We start from the raw sequence: 20,700 nt of genomic DNA on the forward strand, positions 1-20,700 counted from the left end.
GTGATGACCCCATAAACCCCGCGCGGCTGGCGGATCGTCATGACTAGCTTCGTCGGATCCTCGGCGGGCAGGGTCTGGCCGCCGAGTTGCTTGACGAGTTCCGAGGCCAGGCGGAAGCCATCGGCAGCCTTGCGGACCTCGCCCATGGCCTCCGCAAGAACCTTGCCTTGCTCGGCCGAGAGGATGCGCGCGATCTTCTCGCGCGCCGCGTCGATTGCCGAGGCCATAGCAACGCAGATATCGGCGCGCTTGAAAACCGGCATATCGGCCCATGCCGGCGCTGCCGCCTTTGCGGCGGCCACTGCCCGTTGCACGGTCTCGCGGCTCGAGCGCGGCAACTGGGCAATAGTCTCTCCGGTTGCGGGATTGAACGCCGGCATCGTATCCGGCTCCGTCTGCCATGTGCCGCCTATGAAATTGGCCGGCGCATTTGTTGTATAACCACCATCCATTTTCAGATCTCCCTTATTCGGCTGCCGCCGCGAGCGTTTGATCATCGGTGCCGATATCCTGGCCAGCAATGACCAGACCGGCGGCAAAGATGCGTTCAGGCGCTACGACGATCTCGCCGCGCGTGTCCTCAAGGGAAAACGCGCCGCGGCGCAATTCAAGGATGCTCGCATCGCCTGCGGCGCCGATTTTGAAAGTTCCCAGTTCGGGCCGCTGCAATGCCTTGGCTGCATTCACGGTCGACGCTGCGATGACGTCATTCATCGACATGCCGAGCGCCAGCAGTTTCGAGAGCGTCGTGACCTGATCGTAGGCCGGGCCTTCGATGCAGAGCGCATGAACATCGGAGGAGATGGTATCCGGCAGGAAACCTTCCCCTATCATTGCGCGTGCTGTCTTCCAGGAGAAGGAGCCCATTCCGTGGCCGATGTCGAAAAGAACACCTCGCTCCCTGGCCCGAAGGATTTCCGCCCTGACCTTGCCTTTGCCGTCGATTGGCGCATTGGGGAAGGGCCGGAAACAATGGGTCAGCACATCGCCGCGGCGCAGCCGTGACACGACGGCCTCGTAGGATGGCGGCGGCTCATCGATATGGGCCATCAGCGGCAGGCCCGTCTCATCCGCGACCTGCAGGGCGACATCGAGAGGTTGGATACCGGCGGGGCCGGAGGCGTGGCGGCCAATGCGAACCTTCACGCCGATGATAACGTCGCGGTTTGCATTGATGACCTCGACGGCTTCACGGCCGGCAAGAAGCCGGATGTCATGGCCTTCGCCGATCATGATGTTCTTTGCGAAACCATAGATGCCGGCGAAGGAAATGTGCAGATAAACGAGAATGCGGGCCGTGCTCCGCTCGATCACATGCTTGCGAAATCCGGGGAAATTTCCTGGTCCGGCACTCCCGGTATCAACACAGGTCGAAACGGCGCTCTTGAGGGCAAACGCGTCCGGGTCGACCCCAAGTGACGTCCCGCCCCAGTAAACATGCGTGTGCAGATCAATCAGGCCGGGTGTCACGATCAGGCCGGAGACGTTTCGTTCTTCCGTGCCGGAAAGACCATCCCCAAGAGCGGCGACCTTTCCCCCGGCAAAGGCGACATCGGTGATGCGGTCAATATCCTGGGAAGGATCGATGACGCGACCATTTTTCAAAACGAGGTCATAGGGCATGAAGTCGGCTTTCGGTTTCCAGGAATTGCTGATTGATACGGGTGCCGTCCTCGGCGGCGAAATAACGAACAGTGTCCGCGCGCGCGTTGAGGACGATGCTTTCGCCCGCAGAGAGTCTGGACGCGTCGCTACAGGTTGCCCGGACGACATGGCCGGCGATCGAAACGTCGAGGAACTGGAAAGGCCCGGCCGGCTCGATGAGTATAAGCTCGCCGGATAGTGTCAGGCCACCATTGCCGCGAGCCGCCGGCTTCAAGTCGTGTGGACGCACGCCGAGAATCTGGTCGGAACTGCCACCACACAGATTGGCGGGCAAGAAGTTCATTTGCGGGCTGCCGATGAACCCGGCAACGAATTGGTTGGCAGGCTCGGAATAGACCTCCATCGGCGGCGCGAACTGCTGCACGACGCCGTCCTTCATCACGGCGATCCGGTCGGACAGCACCATGGCCTCCTCCTGATCGTGCGTGACGAAGATGACGGTAATGCCGAGCGCCTTCTGGAGGCGCCGGATCTCGGTGCGCATGCGCACGCGCAGCGAGGCGTCGAGATTGGAAAGCGGCTCGTCCATCAAGAGTACAGAAGGGTTTCGAACGATTGCACGGCCAACGGCAACGCGCTGGCGCTGGCCGCCGGAAAGCGCTGCAGGCGGTCGGTCGAGAAGCGCCTCGATGCCGAGAACATCGGCGGCCCAGGCTACCTGCTTGCCGACAGTCGCCTCGTCCAGTTTCTGCTGGCGCAATGGAAAGGCGATATTTTCGCGCACCGTCATGTGCGGATAAAGCGCATAGTCCTGGAAGACCAGGGCGATGTTGCGTTCGCGCGGACCCAGATCCGAAATCTCCTTGTTGTCGAAGCGGATGGATCCCTCGTCGATATCCTCCAGGCCGGCGATGCAAAACAGCAAAGTCGATTTCCCGCATCCCGACGGTCCGAGGAAAGAGATGAACTCGCCATCGTTGATCGAGAGATCGAGCCCTTTCAAAACAGCCATCGTCCCGAAGTGCTTGTTGAGGCCGGCAATTTCGATCGATGCCATGCTTGAAGCTCCTTTCAGCCCTTGACCGCGCCGGAAAGCGCACCCTGGACGAGGTAACGTTGGAAAAAGAAGGCGACGGCCACGGGCGGCAGGATGGCAAGCACGCTGGCCGCAAAAAGCGGCCCATACTCGTAGAAACGCGCCTGGTTGAGAAAGCCTGCGATGACGACCGGGATTGTCTGCGTCTTGGGAGTCGAGGTCAGGATCATGGCAAAGAGGAACTCGTTCCAGGACACCAGGAAGCAGAAGATCAGCGCCGCGACGATAGCCGGCCGCACCACGGGCACCAGAACCTTGCGGAACATCGTCCAGCGGCTGCAACCGTCGATCTGTGCCGCGCGCTCTAGGCTGAGCGGCACCGTCTCGAAACTGGTCTTCATCATCCAGGCGGCAAGCGGCATCAGGATCGTCGAATATGCGATCACCAGACCGAGATGGGTGTCGATGAGCCCGAGCGTCCGGAAGATGACGAAGAACGGCAGAACCAGCGTCAGCGCAGGAACCATACGCGTCAGAAGAAGCGCCCAGAGACTGACGGCAAAGAAACGATGCCCGGCGTACCGGGCGAAACCGTAGCCAGCCAAGGTGCCGAGCGCGACATTGGCGACGGAGACGACGATGCCGATGCCGAAACTGTTGAGCAGGGACAACGGCACGCGTGCGGCCTGCACGCTGGTCGTGCCTTGCGCCAGGAGCACCGCCCGATAATTCTCGAAAGTGAGCGTTGAGGGCACGATGGAGGGAGGCGTGCGGATCAGGTCGGTGGCTGGCGACAGGCTGATCAGGATCAGCGCGGCAACAGGCAGGAACGACCAGATAAAAATGGCAACGACAGCGAGCGCGAACAGGATCTTGCTCGTGTTGCGCGTGGCAATCGGGCCCATCAGCCTTTTCGGCTTCCACTCCGGCAGGACGACCATGGGGGCGCGCAGGCGGCTGGCTGTCTGCAGTCCCGGAGCGGCCGTCACCGGCACTGTCGTTCTGGCTTTCCTGGGGCTTAGGAAGGCGAAATAGGCGATCGCGAATGCAAGGCTGAGAAACGTCAGCACATAGAGAAGGGCGGCCCCTTCGCCGAACTTCAGGAACTGGAAGGATTGCATATAGCCAAGCCAGGACAGTGTGGTGGTCGCCGCGCCCGGACCACCGCGCGTCATGATCCAAATGATGTCGAAGGCCAGGAACGCATTGATGGTGGAAATGATGGTGGAGAAAAGCAGCGTCGGCTTGAGCCAGGGCAGCGTTATCGAGAAAAAGCGCTTGACCGGTCCCGCGCCGTCGAGAATGGCTGCGCGATGCAGGTTGCCCGGCATGGATTGCAGGCTGGAAAGGAGCATCAGCGTCGTCAACGGCGTCTGGTTCCAGACCTGGGTCAATGCCACGAGGTTGAGGGCGCGGAAGCCTTCTCCGAACCATGCCTGTCCCCACGAACCGAGTCCCACGTCGTTGAGAAACCCGTTCAACAGACCGAAATTGCCGGCATAGATGAAGGACCACAGCACTCCGATAGACACAGGCGCCATGGCCCAGGGAACAAGGACCACACTGCGCAGGAAGCCGCGGCCGGCAAATCGCTGGTTTAAAACGAGTGCGATCAGTGTTCCGAGCACGGTCGTTCCGATGACCGCAATCGCGGAGAAATAAAGCGTGCGGACGAGCGCATACCAGAAGTCCTGATTCTGGAAGATCTTCGTATAATTGGCGAAGCCAACGAAAATCCACCGCTTGGTGATCGGATTGGTAATGTTGAAGGACAAATAGAGACTGTAGAGGAGCGGCAGGCCGACGATCAGGACCATCAGGATCAGTGTCGGGGCGACTGAGAAATAAGCAAAGGCCGGAAGGCTGATCCCGCGGCGGCGCGGGTGCGCCAGTGGCTCGATTCTTTGCGACGGCAGCAGCGTCGTTGTCATGCGTCCTCGCACATCATCTGGGCCAGATCGCCGGCGATGCCGCGTCTGGCGATGTCGTTGGAGGTTGATACGGACGGAGCAGCCGGTCCCGGTGACCGGCTGCCCCCCGCATGCCTTACTGATACTGGGCCTTCAGCTCGGAAGCCTTGGCCGCAAGCGATGCCACCAGCTGGTCGGTCGAGCTGCCCGAACGGATATATTCCTGGACCTGCTGCATCATGAACATATCCCATTCCGGGAACCAGATCGCCTTGCCGATCGCGCGTGATGTCGCCATGCCTAGCTGTTTGGCCGAAATGTCGAGGTCGCGCCATTTCGAGAAACTAGCGACGATCTCGGGATCCTGCATGACCTCCTTGTAGCCCGAGCCGAGACCGAACTCGAGTGCCCAGCGTTTGATCACATGATACTGGCCATCCTTGGCTTTGCCGCCGAAGAACTGGAGCAGGTTCCACACGCGTTCCTCATCGACGGGCTGCGAGCCCATGAGATAGGCTGCCGTCCAGGCCATGGTCGAGCGGGTCGCTCCCGGCATGATCGCGTTGCGCACCTTTCCCGCGATCTTGGAAACGGCGGGATCGTTGGCGACCTTGTGATTGTAGTCATGGACGACCATGAACGTGTGGCGGCCGGAGGCATAGCTGGGCACGCCTTCGCCGGGCAAAGTCATGATATCTTCGACAACCAGCTTTTCCTTGTAGAAAGTCTGGTTGATTTCGAGGATCTTGCGCAAGGCCGGCTCGTCGATGAAGTTTCCATCGGCGTCGAAGACCTTGGCTCCTTCAGAATACCACGCCGCGAACATGTACCAGGACATATTCGGCCATTGTTGCTGCCACATCGCATGAAAGGGCGCGTCGGATATACCATCCTTCTTGAGCTTGCGGCAGACGTCAAGAACGGCATCCCAGGTTTCCGGCGCCTGAACCCCGGCCTTTGTGAGATGCTCTTCATTGTACAGGAAGGTGTTGTAGCCAGCGTAATAGGGGAGCCCGCACAGCGGCCCACCGTTCGGCAACGAAAGCGACTCCACGCTGACCGGAAACATGCCGGCCTTGATATCGGCAACGCCGGGTAGGCTCTCGATGTCGCGAATCCAGTTGGCTGCGTGCCAGCGGGCGATGTAGTTCTCCTCGGAATACAGCATGTCGATATGCTGACCGCCGGTGAGCTTCGTTTCCGCCAAGGGGTGGTAGTCACCCGATACGAGTTCGTAATTCACGTTCTCGTCGTAGAGTTTCATGAACGTCTTGACGTTCTCTTCAACAATCTGCGGCTGATATTGCCAGCCGACGAAGTTGATCGGCGCGGAGGGTGCTGCGGAAGCCTGTGACCCCATCATCGCAGCGGCCGACAATCCAGCCGCGCCTTGCAATATCTGTCTTCTGGACAGCAGGTGTCGTTCCAGCGATGAAATCATGCCAGTTCCCCAATCGTTATAGCTTTTGATTTCGACCAACCGGCTATGCCGGCAAATAACTTTCGGTATCTCCGACCTGGAAGGCGAACTGTAAGGCCGGTTAAGCTCGTGCTGCAGGGAACTATGCCAAAAAAATTTTAGCTGTCCAACGAAATTTTCATTTCCAGATCATTTTTGAGCCATTTTTGATCGAGTGATCAATTTTTAAGCTATTTTTTGATTGAAAAAACAAAAAATAGACATTTTCTCGAGTCAGTCGCACAAAGGTTGGGTTTGGGCCGCATCGCGTGCGATCGCCAGTTGCTGCTTAAGGCGGCGAAGTTTTTCCCGGCCCGCGTCCTTGCGCGCGATGGCGACGCCGTAAGAGATGATATCGATCGCGATCATGTAGGCGTAGCGGATTGACGCCGGGCTCAGAATGTCTTCGTCAGGGGGGCAGTTGATCGGCAGAAGCTCGTCGACGGCGGCGGCGAGAGGTGTTCCGCTCGGGGTCAGGGCGATCGTGGTCGCTCCGTACTCGCGAGCAACGGATACGGCCTTCTCAAGCTCGGCATTGGTGCCCGTGAGCGAACAACAGATGACCGCGTCCGTGCGCTCCACCGCTGTTGCCAGCATGAATTGCATCTGGTGATCGTTACAGGGAATGACACGTATACCCAGCCGGAAGAAGCGGTTCTGGATCTCCTCGATAAGCCATGACGAGACACCACCACTTCCGAATGCGTAGAGCGTGTGACAGACGCTGATCTTGTTGACGACCGCCTGGGCGCGTTCGAGGTCGACGTTATGATGCATGTCCGCAATGGTTTTTTGTGCCCGTTTGCTAACGCGCTCCGCAACTTCGGCAATGGATCCGGGCGGCGTTTGGGGCTCGAGGTAACGGATGCCGACGCGCACCGACCCCATGATCCTGAGCTTGAGATCCTTCAGACCGTCGCACCCCAGCATCCGGGAAAACCGGGTGATGGTTGGCGCCGATACATCGAGCCAAGCGGTGAGTTCCTCGATGGGCTTTTCGGCAAAGCTATGTGGCTCGCTCAAAATCGCATGAGCAATCCGGCGGTTTGTTTTGGAAAACTGTGACTGCTGGTCGACAATAAGTCCGATGATGTCTTGTGCATTACGCTTGGCACCTTGGATAATCGCACCATCACTAGGTTGCGACGTGCGATTTTCCTGCGACCGATTGCGAGCCATTGACTATCTCCCTTAGGAATTGATCTCGCAATGTGGGCGCGTGTTCAAGGCTGACAGCGGCACGCCCGTTGTCGTCCATCGTGACCACCCGCTTTCGGAGTGCTTTCCAGGTCGTTGGCGTTGCATCAATTTTACTTCACCCATACCGGCGACGAGTGGGAGGATTTAGGATCCCATCGACCCGAGCAAATTATGGCATCGCCTCTGCGTTCGATACCGCAAATCGACGTGACGCATCACAGGCATTTTCCAGTGACGTAGCCTGGCTCGACTATCGGACCAGTTTGTCAAGATTGCTTACGCCTCTTGCTCGTGGCCGGCCGCTGCGTCAGGATCTTCGGCGACGCTTCTTTCAGCCTGCAGGATCCGATTTCGGAATAGTTCGGTTATCCATTAGAAAAAGTCCTTGGCGGTGCGGCAGAGACCGGGTTCCACTACTTCGCAGTAGCGATCTTCGATTCGGGCTTAGATCAGTCCGGCCCATCACGGATTCCTAACCTACCGCTCCGCGCTTGGCGAAGCTAATTAGCCGGCAAGCCGCCCGCCGCGCATCGGTTGGGGCACACCGGTGGTGGTCGGGAAGCTGATCGGCAGGCCCCTGAGCACGCGAACCGCAAGGAAGGCGAAGCACTCCGCCTCCACCGCGTCACCCTTCCAGCCGAGCGCCTCCGCCGGCACCGCTTCGACGCCGGCACGGCTGGCAAGCATGGCCATGATCGTCGGGTTGTGGCGGCCGCCACCGCTGACCACCAACCGCTTCGGCCGGCGCGGCAGCAGGTCGAGTGCCTTGCCGACGGCCGCGGTGGTGAAGGCCGTCAGCAGTGCTGCGCCATCCTCGGCGTTCATCCCGTCCGCCATGGCCGCGCCGAAATCGAACCGGTCCAGTGATTTTGGATAGGGCTTGGCCAGATAGGGATGCTGCAAGAGCTTGGCGAGCCGGGCTTCGTCCACCGTGCCGGTCCGCGCGAGCGCGCCGTCGCGGTCCATTTCGCCGAGCCCCTTCGCCTTGATGAAATCGTTGAGCGGCGCGTTGGCCGGTCCGGTGTCGAAAGCGACGACATTGTCCTTGCCGTCCCACCAGGTGATGTTGGCGACACCGCCGAGATTGAGGACCGCCGTGTCGCCGCTGGCATCGGCATCCCGCAGCAGTGCTGCGTGATAGGCGGCGGACAGCGGCGCCCCTTGCCCGCCGGCGCGCATGTCGGCCGAGCGGAAGTCGTAGGCAACCTTGATCCCCAGAATGGCATGCATCAATTCACCGTCGCCAAGCTGGCGGGTCTGGCCGAGCCGGCCGACCTGCGGGGCACGATGCAGCACTGTCTGGCCATGGAAGCCGACGACCCCGATATCGGCCATCGTCAGCCCGTAGCTTTCGACGAGGTTCTTGACCGCTGTGGACTGGGCGCGCGTCAGGGCCTCTTCGGCCTCGCGAAAGATCGCCGGTTCCGGTCCGGTGAAATTCCACGCCCTGGCCTGGCGCAGCGTCTCCTCCAGCAAGGTCCGGATCGACTGCGGATAAGGCGCCAGCGTGTAGGTCCCGAAATCCTCGATCCGCTCGCCGTCGGTCTTGATCAGCGCGACGTCGATATTGCCGTCGAGGACGGTGCCGGTCATCAGGCCGACGGCCCAGATTGGTTCCATGATCGATTCCTTATTGAGCATGATCTTTTCCGAACTGGAGGTCAGCGAAGCAAAAACCGGTTCCCACTTTTCGCTGGCGCGGTCCTTCGGTTCGGGATCATGCTCTAGGCTCCATTCACGAGATCGCCGACCGATTGCCGAAGCGCTGCGATCCCGCCGTTGAAATGACGTGTCGGATGAATCCGGCTGGTGAGCAAGGTCCATGCCTTGCCTTTGTCGAAGTTGATCCACAGCCCGGTGCCGGTATGCCCGATCGTCCCCAGGTTACCGGCCAGCCCTCATAGGGCTGCTCCCAGCGATGGGTGTGGAGACGCTCCTTGAGTATCGGGCCTGTTTATTGGCCCGGTATCCATGCGGCTTCACATCGTCCTTTCGGCTATCGCCTTTCGCAGGAACCCTCCCGCCTTGCCAAGCGCCTTGCGCGCCTCTTCCACGCCCATGCCGGTGATCGTCACCAGGATCGCCAGCTTCACGTCATTGCCGGTCTGGTGCAGTGCATGTCGTGCCTGTTGTGCTGAGCAACCGGTCGTCTGCATCACGATCCTGACGGCCCTGGCGACGAGCTTCCTGTTGCTGGGGTTAAGGTCCACCATCAGGTTCTGATAGCTCTTGCCGATCCGGATCATGCTGGCGGTCGTCAGCATGTTGAGGACGAGCTTTTGCGCCGTTCCCGACTTCAGCCGGGTCGAACCGGAGAGAACCTCGGGGCCAACAAGCGGAGAGATGGCAATGTCGGCGATGCCGGCGATGACCGATCTGGGGTTGCAGGACAGCGCCACGGTCGTCGCTCCCACCTGCCTTGCATAGGTCAAGCCGCCGATGACATAGGGCGTGCGCCCGCTGACCGCGATGCCGACCACCACATCGTCCGGAGTCAGCTTGATCTCCAGCAGCGCCTTCATGCCCTGTTTGGGATCATCCTCGGCGCCTTCCGCTGCCCGCACCAGCGCGTCAGCGCCGCCCGCGATCAGCCCCACCACCATTCCCTCAGGCACGCCAAAGGTCGGCGGACACTCCGAAGCGTCGAGAACCCCCAGCCGGCCGCTCGTGCCGGCACCCATATAGACAAGCCGCGCACCTTTCTGGAAAGCGCCAACGATCCGATCTACGGCGGCGGCGATTTCCGGGATGACCTTCTCGATGGCCGCCGGAACGCCGCTGTCCTCGTCATTGATCTTGCGCAGGATATCGATGGTCGGCAGCAGGTCGATATCCATCGTCTTCGGGTTCCGGTCCTCGGAAACCAACCGCTCCAGCTCCAACATCAATCCTTGTTCGCTCATCCACTTGCTTTCAAAGTTCTTGCCGTCGGCAGTAGATAATGTGATGTCGCGCCAAGCGTCGACCAGTGCCAGCGGTTGGCATTGTTCGTGTCGGCTATTCCGGTTCTGCTTTGTTAAATGCTTGAGCTTGCCTGTCGCATGGTCCGGCCGGAGTCTACCCCCCCGTCTCTCAGCCCGTCGACTTCGGCCGGTGGTGAAGCAATCCGGACTCGCGCCGTGGAACGCGGCTTTCAGAATTACCGGCCCAGAAGGTTGCGTTCGACCGTTTTGAGGTGGGCAAGCATCGCTTGGTTGGCGCTTTCCGGGTCACGATGCAGCAATGCGTCCAATATGGTCTGATGCTCGCTGCAATAGGTTTGCCGGCGTTCCTCCGAAAACGAGCGCTTCTTCATTTCGAACCAGGGCGACTGGTTGCGGATCGTGCGCATGAGATTGTGAATCTCTTTCAGGAAATCATTGCGGCAGCATGCGAAAACGCGGTGATGGAATTCGGCGTCCCAATGCTCGAAGTTCGGCATGTCCTCGGCTTCGCATGCGGTCTGATGGGCTTCACGGACCGCGTTCAGTTCCGCCATGCTGGCGTTGGTCGCGGCGAAGGCTGCCGCGGCCGGTTCCAGCAACTGCCTGATCTCCATCATGTCGGCAGGGCTGGTGCCCTCCATCCGCGCGACTGTCGCGGCGATGGAGTCCGGATTGGTTGCGGTCAGGAAGGTGCCGCGTCCGACATGCCGCACAACCGTTCCGTCGTCCTCCAGGAAACCGACGGCACGACGCACCGTGTTGCGCGCCACGCCGAACTCGACCGCCAGGTCGCGCTCAGGCGGCATCCGGCCGTCCTCAAGCCATTCCCCAGAGGAAATCCGCTTCTTGAGCACGGCGGCGATGTCGTTGGCGACGAGTTTGGGCATTCGGTAATGCTCTTTATCTGATCCAATATTGAACCAATAATATCAGTCTCTGCACCGTTGGTCTAGCGTCTGAACAGATCCAAGCGTTAAACTATCGTCTTTCATCGGATTATCTCACCAAAACCTCTTGCAGCCTAAACCAATCGGCGGTAGCGTGTAACGAAAGAGCGGTTATTGGCTCATAAAAGGTTCAGGGAGAGACGGATGAGGGTCGCGACGTTTTCGATCGCAGGCGAACGTCGCGTGGGAATTGTCGACCTCGACAGTCAGTCGGTTGCTCCTTTCGATATTCCCGTCGAGCAGGCGCTGTCGGGAGTGTTGGCGCTGTTGCGGCGAAACGGGGCCGGCATGCCGCGGACGCTTTCGCCGCTGCCGCTCGCGCAAGTCGAGCTTGAGGCGCCAATCCCGCTGCCTGCCCGCAATATTTTCTGCGTCGGCAAGAACTATTACGAGCATGCGCATGAATTTGCGCGCAGCGGCTTCGATTCAAGTGCCGGTTCCGGCGCCATTCCACAGCACCCGATCATTTTCTCAAAAGTTCCGGAATCGGTCATTGCAACGCATTCAAGCGTGCTGATCGACCCTTCCGTGTCGACGGCGATCGACTATGAGGCGGAGCTGGCCGTCATCATCGGCAAAGGTGGACGCGGCATTTCGAAAGCGGACGCTTACGATCATGTCTGGGGCTACACGATCGTCAACGATGTCACCGCGCGCGACCTGCAGGGCAAATACAGCCAATGGCTGATCGGCAAATCGCAGGATACGTTTTGCCCGATGGGGCCGTGGGCGATTACCAAGGACGAGTTCGATCTGGAAAACGCTTCGGTGCGCTGTTTCGTCAATGACGACCTTCGCCAGAACTCCAAAATATCGCTGCTCATCTTCGATATTCCAACGATCATCTCGACACTGTCGCAAGGCATCACCTTGAAGCCGGGCGACATCATCGCCACCGGCACGCCGGTTGGCGTCGGCATCGGCTTCGATCCGCCGAAATATCTCAAGGCCGGCGACCTTGTCCGGGTCGAGATCGACGGCATCGGCACGCTGGAGAACCGGATCGTGGAGCGGGTCCAATGACGACTGTCACCGTCGGCCAGATTGTGGCGGAAGTCACCGGCGAAGGCCACCCGGTCGTCATGATCCACGGCCTCGGCGGAACGTCGAACATGTTTCAGCCGCAGATGGAGGCGCTCTCGGCCTACCGTGTCATCCGGCTCGATCTGCCGGGTTCCGGTCGCTCGGCAAAGCCGTTCGAACCGCTGACGATCGAGATCATGAGCGAGGCTGTCATTCGCGCTATGGCTGGCATGGGCGTGATGCGGGCTCATTTCGTTGGCCATTCCATGGGCACGATCGTTTGCCAGCAGATTGCGGCAACGCAACCGCCGCTGGTGAGTTCGCTGGCGCTGTTCGGCGCACTGGCAGAGCCGGCGGAGGCGACGCGGCAAGGCCTTGCCAGCCGGGCGCGGCTTGCGCGCTCCGGCGGTATCGCCGACATCGCCGACCAGATTGTCGCCAATGCGCTGTCGGCGCATACCAGGGAAACGTCGCCCGCAGCCGTCGCCTTCGTGCGTGAATCTATCACCAGACAGGATCCGGAATCCTACGCCCGCACCTGCGAAGCCTTGGCCAAGGCGACCGCCGTCGACAGCAGACGGATTTCGGCGCCGACCTTGCTGGTCACCGGTGACGCCGACACGGTCAACCCGATGAGTGTCGGCCAGGCGCTTGCCGACAGGATCAAGGGGGCCATATTCTCGTCTCTCGATCGGTGCGGACATTGGGCGACGGTGGAGTGCCCCCGCGAAAGCAGCCAGAAGCTCGCCGATTTTTTGAGACGCGTTGATAGGTGAGGGTCGGAATTCGGGCGTAAAAACAGTACGCTCGACAGTTTGGGAGGTTTTCTGATGGCAGACGACGGCTGGAACGGAAACGGTTCGGGCAACACGCTTTTCACCAATGTGCGTGTGCTCGACGCGACCGGGGAATATCCTTACACCGGCGAGGTGCTGGTTCAAGGTAATCGCATCAAGCAGATCACCAAGGGCTCGTCGCGCTTTGGCTCCTCGTCCGCGTCGTTGTCCTACGCTGGCGCGCCCGGCGGTGTCACGACGATCGACGGCATGGGCGCGACGCTGATGCCGGGCATGATTGACGCGCATCTGCATTTGTCTTGGAACAATGCGCCCGGCATCGACCCGATCCAGATGATGGAGATCGAAGAGCACATGCTGGTCACCATGGAGATGGCCAAACTGGTGCTCGATGCCGGCTTCACAGCCGGCAGGGGAGCGGCGGCCGCGAAGCCGCGCCTCGACGTGGTCGCCAAGAAATTCATCAATCAAGGCCGTTTCCCGGGGCCGCGTTACCTCGCCGCCGGGCCGGAGATCACCACGGTCGGTGGGCTGGGCGACTCCGCGCCCTCGCACATTCCCCACGAAGGTCTCAACCTTGGCATCGTCGTCTCGGGGCCTGAAGAGATCCGCCGCACGGTGCGCCAACTGATCAAATACGGCGTCGATTCGATCAAGCTCAACCTGTCCGGCGAGAGCATCACCGGCATGGGCGCCGAAGAGACACCGATGTCGGAGGAGGAGGTCGCCATGGCCGCCTCCGAGGCGCGCTGCCGCAACAAGGTGCTGTCGGCCCATGCCCGCTCGTCCGGTTCGGTCAAGCAGTGCATCCGCCATGGCATCCAGAACATCTACCACGCCTCGTTTGCCGACGAAGAGTCGCTCGACATGCTCGAGGCGGCCAAGGACAAGCATTTCGTGGCACCCGGCATAGCCTGGCTGATCAACACCGCGCGCCATGCCGAGCAATGGGGCATCAAGCCTGGATCGCCGCTGTCGCTGGAATATGAGCGCGAGCTCGAAATGTGCATCGACACGATGAAGAAGATGCACCGGCGCGGCATCCGCGTCTGCATCGGCGGCGACTACGGTTTTGCCTGGACGCCGCAGGGCACCAACGCCAAGGACATCCAGACTTTCGTCGAGATGCTCGGCTTCTCGCCGATGGAGGCAATCCAGGCCGCAACCAAATATGGCGGCCAGATCATGGGCATGGGCGACGAGCTCGGGTTGATCAAGGAAGGCTACCTCGCCGACATCCTTTTGATCGACGGCGACCCGATTTCGGATGTGCGCATCCTGCAGGACAAGAACCGCATCCTCGCCATCATGAAGGACGGCAAGTTCCACAAGGCGCCACGCATGAACGAGCAGCGCCGCCGGCTGACCGCATGAGCATCCTCGACCGGCCATCTTCGTCCGACCTCTCGGGTGGCGGCATGACGCGCCGGCAGGCATGGGGCCTTTTCTGGCTGCTTGCCGCCGCGCTCGTCGCATGGCTGGTCTTCGCCGTTTGGCCGGAGTGGCTGAACGCCATCCTGATCTCGAAGAAGGCGTTCGTCAGCGCGATCCTCAACGGGGTCACCCTGGCCGGCCTCTATTTCCTGGTCGCCAGCGGCTTTACGCTGATCTTCGGGCTGATGCGCAACGTTAATCTTGCGCATGGCTCGCTCTATTTGCTCGGCGCCTATATCGGCTACGAAGTGGCGAACCGCACCGGTTATTGGCTGCTGGGTGTCGCCGCCGGCTTCATCGTTCTGGCGGCGGTCGGCGTCGTTATGCAGGTCTTCGTCTTCCGCCGTCTGGAGGGCGACGACCTGCGCCAAACTCTGGTCAGCATCGGCATCTCGATCGTCGCGGCCGACGTGATGCTGGCGGTCTGGGCAGGCGGCACCTATCAGATCGCGGTGCCGGAATGGCTGGATGGCGCACTGACGCTCCCGGTGATCACCGCGGTGCGGTCGAACGGCGCATCGGTTTTCCTCACCTATCCACTCTACCGCCTTGTCGTGCTGGCGGCGGCGATCGTCATCGGCGTCGGCCTCTGGCTGATGCTGAACAAGACGCGCGTCGGCATGATGATCCGCGCCGGCGTCGACGACCGCGCCATGCTCTCGGCCTCCGGCGTCAATGTGCATGCGGTCTTTGCCATCGTCTTTGCCGTCGGCGCCGGGCTTGCCGGCTTTGCCGGCGTCGTCGGTGGGTCGGCGCTTTCGGTCGCGCCCGGCGAAGACATCCGCTATCTGCTTGCCTCGCTCGTCGTCGTCATCGTCGGCGGCATGGGCTCGATATCAGGCGCTGCCATCGGCGCGCTGCTGATCGGCCTCGCCGAGCAGATCGGCCTCATCTATTTCCCGACCTACGGCATCGTTCTCACCTTCGTCATCATGGTGGTGGCGCTGGCGATCCGGCCGCAAGGCATCATGGGGAAAGCGCGATGAGCCTGACCATCGCAGCGCAAGATGCTGCGCCCCAACAGACATGGCTGGAAAAGCTTGGCCCGGGCCACATCGTCCTCGCCGTGGCCCTGGTCCTCTATCCGCTGGTGGCATCGGATTTCTTCCTGACGCAGATCGGCGGCTATTCGTTGATCTTCGGCATGCTGGCTTTGTCGCTCATGATGCTGGCAGGTTATGGCGGCATGGTCAGCCTGGCGCAGATCACCGTCGCCGGCATCGCCGCCTATGCCATCGCCATCCTCGGCAACAACAATTCGAACGTGCTCGGCTTTGGTTGGCCATGGTGGCTCGCGGCCCCCTTCGCCGTGCTGGCGGCCGCTGTGGCATCGGCGCTGATCGGCTGGATCTCGGTGCGCACCGAAGGCATCTACACCATCATGATCACGCTGGCGATCGCCACCGCCACCTACTATTTCGCCCAGCAGAACTACGCGATCTTCAACGGCCATTCCGGATATGCCGGCATCCACGCTCCCTCGTTCTGGGGCGTCAACTGGCGCGATCCGAAGGCCTTCTATTACCTCTGTCTCGGTTTTGCGGTCCTGTCCTATGCGGCCATACTCTACGGCGCCCGCTCCACCTTCGGCTTGACCTTGCAGGCGATCCGCGACAACCCGCGGCGGATGCGCGCGCTCGGCTATGACGTCACCGCGCACAAGGTCTTTGCCTGGTTTCTCGCCGGCATCATCGCTGGCCTGGCTGGCGTGCTTCTGGTCTGGTTCAATGGCCGCGTTTCGCCCGGCACCATCGGCGTGGACGCGGCGATCGATGTGCTGATCATCGCCGTGATCGGCGGTTTGCGGCATCCGATCGGCCCTTTCTTCGGCGCGCTCGTCGTTGTCCTGATGCAGACCTTCGCCATCGATATCGTCGGAGCCGAGCGTTTCAATACGCTGATCGGTCTGGTGTTTCTGGTGATCGTCTTCGTCTCGCCGGATGGAATTCTTGGGTTGTGGGGGAGGATCAAACCGCATCTTGCCCAGGAGTCCTTGCGTTCCGGCCCCTAGCGGCCGGAATGGAATGAACCACTGCGAAAACGTCAATCAAAGGGAGGAAAACATGAGGATACATCGACGCACACTGCTTGCGCTGGCACTTGCGACCGGGCTGACCGCGCCGTCGCTAGCGCTCGCTGCCGACGACACGATCAAGATCGGCCTGCTCGCGACCTTCGAGGGACCGTTCACGGTGCTCGGCGAAGACGGCGAGCGCGGCGCGATGACAGCGGTAGAGGAAATCGGCGGCAAGGTCGCCGGCAAGACAATCGAGATCGTCAAGGGTTCGTCCGACGCGTCGCCCGACAGCGCGGTGCGCGCAGCACGCAAGCTGGTCGAGCAGGATGGCGTCAAGGTGCTGGTCGGCCCGCTTTCGGGTGACGAGGGTCTGGCCGTCAAGGACTATGCCAAGACCCAGCCGACCGTGACCTTCATCAACGGAACGTCGGCTGCGCAGGATACGACGCTGCGCAATCCGGCGGAAAACTTCTTCCGCTTCTCGACCGACGGCGCGCAGTGGATGGCCGGCCTCGGCACCTATGCGTTCAACGACAAGGGCTACAAGAAGGTCGCCACCGTCGCCGAGGACTACTCCTTCCCCTACACGCAGGTCTTCGGCTTCATGGCCGAATTCTGCAAGGCCGGCGGCAAGGTGCCGTCGAAATCCTGGGTGCCGATCGGCAACAAGGACTATTCCTCCGTCATCGCCGCCATTCCCGACGACGTCGACGCCATTTATGTCGCGCTCGGCGGCGCCGATGCAGTGAATTTCCTGACGCAATACCAGCAGTCCGGCGGCACGGCACCCTTGATTGGCGGCTCCATCACCGTCGACCAGACCGTGCTGACCTCGAAGGGTAAATTGCGCGACGTTCTGATCGGCACGCCGGCCGCAGGCCCGACAGCCGATACCAACGGCTCTCCGTCCTGGACGAAGTTCGTCGAGCAATACAAGAAACAGCCGGGTGCCTTCCCATCGCCCTCGCTCTTCGCCCATGGCTACTATGTCAACATGAAGGCGGCGCTGCTCGGCCTCGAACAGGCCGGTGGCGACGTCTCCGACGGCGGCGCCAAGCTGCGCGACGCACTCTCGAAACTGTCCTTCGACACGCCGACCGGCAAGGTGTCGCTCGACAAGAACCGCAACGCGATCGCCGACATGTTCCTGACCGAAGTCACCGAGGGGGCAGACGGCAATCTCCTGAACAAGCTGGTCAAGGTCGTGTCACAGGTCAACCAGACGCTCGGCATTCCGGAAGACGAGTTCATGAAGCTTGGCGCCGTCAATCGCGACAACCCGAGCTGCCCGTAACGCCTGACTTGCGAGTGTATCCCGCAGTGACCGAAAGCTTCGCAGCAGACCGTCTACAGAGTTCCGGCGCCTATGCGCTGGAGCTCGACGGCGTTGCGCATCATTTCGGTGCGCTGGTGGCGCTATCGGGTATCAATATGAGGATCGCGGCCGGCGAACGGCGCGCGGTCCTCGGCTCCAACGGAGCCGGCAAGACCACGCTGTTCAATGCCGTGACCGGCGATTTTCTGCCGACCGCCGGCCGCATCCGCTTTTTCGGCGAGGACATCACCGACCTGCCGCCGCATGAACGCATCCGGCGCGGCCTGAGGCGGACCTACCAGATTTCGCAACTGTTCAAGGGCCTGTCGGTCCTCGATTCCATCTTCCTGGCATGCCGGGGTGTATCGCGCCGGCGGTTCTCGTTGCTTCGGCCAAAAGCCACCGACGTCAACAGGGTGCAGGCGGAATCGATCCTGAACGCCGTGCATCTGGAAGCCCGGCGCGACGCTCTGGTGGCGACGCTCAGCCATGGCCAGCAGCGGCAGTTGGAGATTGCACTGGCGCTGGCCGGCGCGCCGCGCTTCATCCTGTTCGACGAACCGGCGGCGGGGCTGTCGCCGGCCGAGCGGCGCGATCTGGTGGCGATCCTTAACGGGCTGCCCAAGCACATCGGCTATGTTATCATCGAGCATGATCTCGACGTTGCGCTGCGTGTCTCGGAGTATGTTTCGATGATGCACAATGGCCACCTGTTCAAGGAAGGTACGCCGCAGGAGATCGAAGCCGACCCGGAGGTCCAGGAAATCTATCTCGGAGGCAAGCATGGCTGACCGCCCAGCTCCTCCCGGCCCAACATCTTCGTCCGGCAAGGCGATCCTCAGAATAGAGGATCTGCAAGTCTATTACGGCGAAAGCCATGCACTGCAGGGCGTGTCGCTGACGCTGGACAGCGGCGTGCTGTCGGTCGTCGGCCGCAACGGCATGGGCAAGACGACGCTTTGCAACACCATCGCCGGGCTGAAGCGCGCGCGCTCCGGGTCGATCCGGGTCGGCGGCCGCGAGATTTCCGCACTCGAACCGCACGAGATCCATCGCCTCGGCGTCGGCTATGTGCCGCAGGGCCGCCGCGTCTGGCCAAGCCTGACGGTCGACGAGCATCTCCGCCTCGCGGCCGGCAACCGCCGTGATGCGAATTGGACGGTCGAGCGCGTCTACCAGATTTTTCCGCGTCTCGCCGAGCGCCGGGCCAATGGCGGTTCGCAGCTGTCGGGCGGCGAGCAACAGATGCTGGCGATCTCGCGCGCGCTGTTAAGCGATCCCAAACTGCTGGTCATGGACGAGCCGACGGAGGGGCTCGCTCCCGTCATCGTCGAGCAAGTCGAGCGTATGCTGGTGACGCTGGCCGAGGAAGGCGAGATGGCGATCCTGGTCATCGAACAGAATATCGGCGTCGCCACCGCTGTGTCCGATCGCGTCGCCATCATGGTCAACGGGCGCATCAACCGGGTCATGGATGCCACGGCGCTTGCCGCCGACCGCGATCTGCAGCAGCGGCTGCTCGGCGTCGGCCGCCATTCCGACGAATCCACGGTCACGCCCGCGGCAGCGGCACAGGCGCAAGAACAACTGGCCGAGGTCTATCGCATCGACCGAGGTGCTTCGCAGAACACCATGCCGCAGGACGGCGTCTACCGTCCGGTGACCGAATTGCCGAACCGCTGGAATGTGCCGGTGACAGCCATGCGGCAAGCGGCGATCGAGAAGGCCGCGCCGCAGGACGACCTGAAGAAGGTCTTCGCCATTCCCTTCGCCGAACGCATCGGAAGGACCGTTCTGGTCGTCGGCACTTTCGACACCAAGGCCAAGGAATTGCGCTTCGTCGCCGAACGCCTGAAGTCGCTGGGCGTGCCGGTCCGCACCGTCGACCTGTCGACGTCCGGAAAGCCGTCGAGCGCCGACGTTCCCGCCATGCAGATTGCCGGCCTGCACCCGCGAGGGTCGTCGGCCGTTTTTACCAATGATCGCGGCGGCTCGGTGAGCGCCATGGCCGAAGCCTTTGCGCGCTGGATCGAGCGCGAACCGCGCATCGGCGGCGTCATTTCGGCCGGCGGTTCCGGCGGCACCACCCTGGCGACATCAGGCATGCGCGTGCTGCCCGTCGGTATCCCCAAACTGATGGTCTCGACGGTTGCCGCCGGCGACGTCGCCAAATATGTCGGCGGTGCCGACATCATGATGTTCCATTCGGTGGCAGACGTTCAGGGGTTGAACTCGATCACCGAACAAGTGCTTTCGAACGCCGCGCATGCGATGGCCGGTATGGTCGCACAGCTTCCCAATGCCGAGGCGTGGGAAGCCAAGCGCAAGTTGGCGCGTCCGGCCGTCGGCATCACCATGTTCGGCGTCACCACGCCGGCTGTGCAGGCGGTGAGCAAGCGCCTTGAAGCGGACTATGATTGCCTTGTCTTTCATGCCACCGGCATCGGCGGGCGCGCCATGGAAAACCTGGGCGATTCCCGGCAGCTCTCGGCCTTCCTCGACCTGACCACGACGGAAGTGGCCGACATGATTGTCGGCGGCGTGTTTCCGGCGACCGAAGACCGCTTTGGCGCGGCGATCCGCACCGGCTTGCCCTACGTCGGCTCGACCGGCGCGCTGGACATGGTCAATTTCGGCCCACGTGACAGCGTGCCGGAGAAATTCAAAAGCCGCAGATTCGTCATCCACAATCCCAATGTCACGCTGATGCGGACCACGCGCGACGAAAACCGCGCCTTCGGTGAATGGATCGGCGCGCGGCTCAACGCCATGAACGGTCCGGTGCGGTTCCTGCTGCCGGAGGGCGGCGTGTCGATGCTGGACGCACCAGGCCAGCCGTTTCATGATCCGGAGGCCGACAATGCGCTGTTCGAGGCGATCGAGAAGGCTGTTCGCCAGACCGCGCTGCGCCATGTCGAGCGCGTTCAATCGAACATCAACGACACGTCTTTCGTCGACGCCGCGGTCAATGCGTTTCACGCGATCACGCCGAAACTGCAAAGGCGGGCGTGATGGCTTCGAGGCGGGTTTATG

General features: G+C 61.5%; 17 protein-coding genes and 1 pseudogene. 8 read left to right on the forward strand and 10 right to left on the reverse strand.

Features of this window, described 5'->3' with window-relative positions; genetic code table 11:
- From E5X88_RS11420 to E5X88_RS11465, 10 genes and pseudogenes are all read right to left on the reverse strand, one after another.
- Positions 1-452, reverse strand: a 452-nt coding sequence (locus E5X88_RS11420; RefSeq protein ID WP_292161346.1) for an aldehyde dehydrogenase family protein, incomplete at its 3' end; no start/stop codon positions are given.
- Positions 453-465: 13 nt separating this feature from the next.
- Entirely contained in the window at positions 466-1,623 is a 1,158-nt protein-coding gene (locus E5X88_RS11425; RefSeq protein WP_292161347.1) for an amidohydrolase/deacetylase family metallohydrolase, read from the reverse strand.
- Positions 1,613-2,662, reverse strand: a complete 1,050-nt coding sequence (locus E5X88_RS11430) for an ABC transporter ATP-binding protein (RefSeq protein ID WP_292161348.1) — start codon at positions 2,660-2,662, stop codon at positions 1,613-1,615. The genes E5X88_RS11425 and E5X88_RS11430 overlap by 11 nt, the downstream gene beginning before the upstream one ends.
- 14 nt (positions 2,663-2,676) lie before the next feature.
- Complete coding sequence (locus tag E5X88_RS11435) at positions 2,677-4,572, reverse strand: ABC transporter permease subunit (protein WP_292161349.1); 1,896 nt, start codon at positions 4,570-4,572, stop codon at positions 2,677-2,679.
- A 115-nt stretch (positions 4,573-4,687) separates the two neighbouring features.
- On the reverse strand, positions 4,688-5,992 hold the full coding sequence (locus E5X88_RS11440; RefSeq protein WP_292161350.1) for an ABC transporter substrate-binding protein: 1,305 nt from the start codon (positions 5,990-5,992) through the stop codon (positions 4,688-4,690).
- A gap of 252 nt (positions 5,993-6,244) precedes the next feature.
- Positions 6,245-7,189, reverse strand: coding sequence for a MurR/RpiR family transcriptional regulator (locus E5X88_RS11445; RefSeq protein ID WP_292161351.1), 945 nt, complete (start codon positions 7,187-7,189; stop codon positions 6,245-6,247).
- A gap of 525 nt (positions 7,190-7,714) precedes the next feature.
- Positions 7,715-8,830, reverse strand: a complete 1,116-nt coding sequence (locus tag E5X88_RS11450; protein WP_292161352.1) for an anhydro-N-acetylmuramic acid kinase — start codon at positions 8,828-8,830, stop codon at positions 7,715-7,717.
- A gap of 104 nt (positions 8,831-8,934) precedes the next feature.
- Positions 8,935-9,134: pseudogene (locus E5X88_RS11455) on the reverse strand (esterase); the annotation flags it as partial.
- 55 nt (positions 9,135-9,189) lie between these two features.
- Complete coding sequence (gene murQ / locus E5X88_RS11460; protein ID WP_292161353.1) at positions 9,190-10,113, reverse strand: N-acetylmuramic acid 6-phosphate etherase; 924 nt, start codon at positions 10,111-10,113, stop codon at positions 9,190-9,192.
- Positions 10,114-10,349: 236 nt separating this feature from the next.
- Entirely contained in the window at positions 10,350-11,021 is a 672-nt protein-coding gene (locus E5X88_RS11465) for an FCD domain-containing protein (RefSeq protein ID WP_292161354.1), read from the reverse strand.
- A gap of 204 nt (positions 11,022-11,225) precedes the next feature.
- Between E5X88_RS11465 and E5X88_RS11470 the strand changes: the two genes are divergently transcribed.
- The 8 genes from E5X88_RS11470 to E5X88_RS11505 are packed head-to-tail and all read left to right on the forward strand — an operon-like array spanning position 11,226 to position 20,679.
- Entirely contained in the window at positions 11,226-12,104 is an 879-nt protein-coding gene (locus E5X88_RS11470; RefSeq protein WP_292161355.1) for a fumarylacetoacetate hydrolase family protein, read from the forward strand.
- On the forward strand, positions 12,101-12,880 hold the full coding sequence (locus tag E5X88_RS11475) for an alpha/beta fold hydrolase (RefSeq protein ID WP_292161356.1): 780 nt from the start codon (positions 12,101-12,103) through the stop codon (positions 12,878-12,880). Before E5X88_RS11470 ends, E5X88_RS11475 begins: the two co-directional genes overlap by 4 nt.
- A 54-nt stretch (positions 12,881-12,934) precedes the next feature.
- Positions 12,935-14,275 carry an amidohydrolase family protein gene (locus E5X88_RS11480; protein WP_292161357.1) on the forward strand — a complete coding sequence of 447 codons (1,341 nt, stop codon included), beginning with the start codon at positions 12,935-12,937 and terminating at the stop codon, positions 14,273-14,275.
- A gap of 44 nt (positions 14,276-14,319) precedes the next feature.
- Positions 14,320-15,321, forward strand: a complete 1,002-nt coding sequence (locus tag E5X88_RS11485; protein ID WP_292161559.1) for a branched-chain amino acid ABC transporter permease — start codon at positions 14,320-14,322, stop codon at positions 15,319-15,321.
- The gene (locus tag E5X88_RS11490) at positions 15,318-16,346 is read left to right on the forward strand and encodes a branched-chain amino acid ABC transporter permease (RefSeq protein ID WP_292161359.1); all 1,029 of its coding nucleotides are present in this window, start codon (positions 15,318-15,320) and stop codon (positions 16,344-16,346) included. Before E5X88_RS11485 ends, E5X88_RS11490 begins: the two co-directional genes overlap by 4 nt.
- A 52-nt stretch (positions 16,347-16,398) precedes the next feature.
- The gene (locus E5X88_RS11495) at positions 16,399-17,646 is read left to right on the forward strand and encodes an ABC transporter substrate-binding protein (RefSeq protein ID WP_292161360.1); all 1,248 of its coding nucleotides are present in this window, start codon (positions 16,399-16,401) and stop codon (positions 17,644-17,646) included.
- Positions 17,647-17,672: 26 nt separating this feature from the next.
- Positions 17,673-18,458, forward strand: coding sequence for an ABC transporter ATP-binding protein (locus tag E5X88_RS11500; protein ID WP_292161361.1), 786 nt, complete (start codon positions 17,673-17,675; stop codon positions 18,456-18,458).
- Positions 18,451-20,679 (forward strand): ABC transporter permease, encoded by a 2,229-nt coding sequence (locus E5X88_RS11505; protein ID WP_292161362.1) that lies wholly within the window; start codon positions 18,451-18,453, stop codon positions 20,677-20,679. The genes E5X88_RS11500 and E5X88_RS11505 overlap by 8 nt, the downstream gene beginning before the upstream one ends.
- The last annotated feature ends 21 nt before the right edge of the window (positions 20,680-20,700 follow it).

The organism is Mesorhizobium sp., assembly GCF_004962245.1.
Lineage (GTDB): Bacteria > Pseudomonadota > Alphaproteobacteria > Rhizobiales > Rhizobiaceae > Mesorhizobium.

Bases quoted from the DNA above. Each gene is read 5' to 3' on its own strand.
- E5X88_RS11425 (WP_292161347.1), bottom strand. From the start codon at position 1,623: ATGCCCTATGACCTCGTTTTGAAAAATGGTCGCGTCATCGATCCTTCC.
- E5X88_RS11430 (WP_292161348.1), bottom strand. From the start codon at position 2,662: ATGGCATCGATCGAAATTGCCGGCCTCAACAAGCACTTCGGGACGATG.
- E5X88_RS11435 (WP_292161349.1), bottom strand. From the start codon at position 4,572: ATGACAACGACGCTGCTGCCGTCGCAAAGAATCGAGCCACTGGCGCAC.
- E5X88_RS11440 (WP_292161350.1), bottom strand. From the start codon at position 5,992: ATGATTTCATCGCTGGAACGACACCTGCTGTCCAGAAGACAGATATTG.
- E5X88_RS11445 (WP_292161351.1), bottom strand. From the start codon at position 7,189: ATGGCTCGCAATCGGTCGCAGGAAAATCGCACGTCGCAACCTAGTGAT.
- E5X88_RS11450 (WP_292161352.1), bottom strand. From the start codon at position 8,830: ATGGAACCAATCTGGGCCGTCGGCCTGATGACCGGCACCGTCCTCGAC.
- murQ (WP_292161353.1), bottom strand. From the start codon at position 10,113: ATGAGCGAACAAGGATTGATGTTGGAGCTGGAGCGGTTGGTTTCCGAG.
- E5X88_RS11465 (WP_292161354.1), bottom strand. From the start codon at position 11,021: ATGCCCAAACTCGTCGCCAACGACATCGCCGCCGTGCTCAAGAAGCGG.
- E5X88_RS11470 (WP_292161355.1), top strand. From the start codon at position 11,226: ATGAGGGTCGCGACGTTTTCGATCGCAGGCGAACGTCGCGTGGGAATT.
- E5X88_RS11475 (WP_292161356.1), top strand. From the start codon at position 12,101: ATGACGACTGTCACCGTCGGCCAGATTGTGGCGGAAGTCACCGGCGAA.
- E5X88_RS11480 (WP_292161357.1), top strand. From the start codon at position 12,935: ATGGCAGACGACGGCTGGAACGGAAACGGTTCGGGCAACACGCTTTTC.
- E5X88_RS11485 (WP_292161559.1), top strand. From the start codon at position 14,320: ATGACGCGCCGGCAGGCATGGGGCCTTTTCTGGCTGCTTGCCGCCGCG.
- E5X88_RS11490 (WP_292161359.1), top strand. From the start codon at position 15,318: ATGAGCCTGACCATCGCAGCGCAAGATGCTGCGCCCCAACAGACATGG.
- E5X88_RS11495 (WP_292161360.1), top strand. From the start codon at position 16,399: ATGAGGATACATCGACGCACACTGCTTGCGCTGGCACTTGCGACCGGG.
- E5X88_RS11505 (WP_292161362.1), top strand. From the start codon at position 18,451: ATGGCTGACCGCCCAGCTCCTCCCGGCCCAACATCTTCGTCCGGCAAG.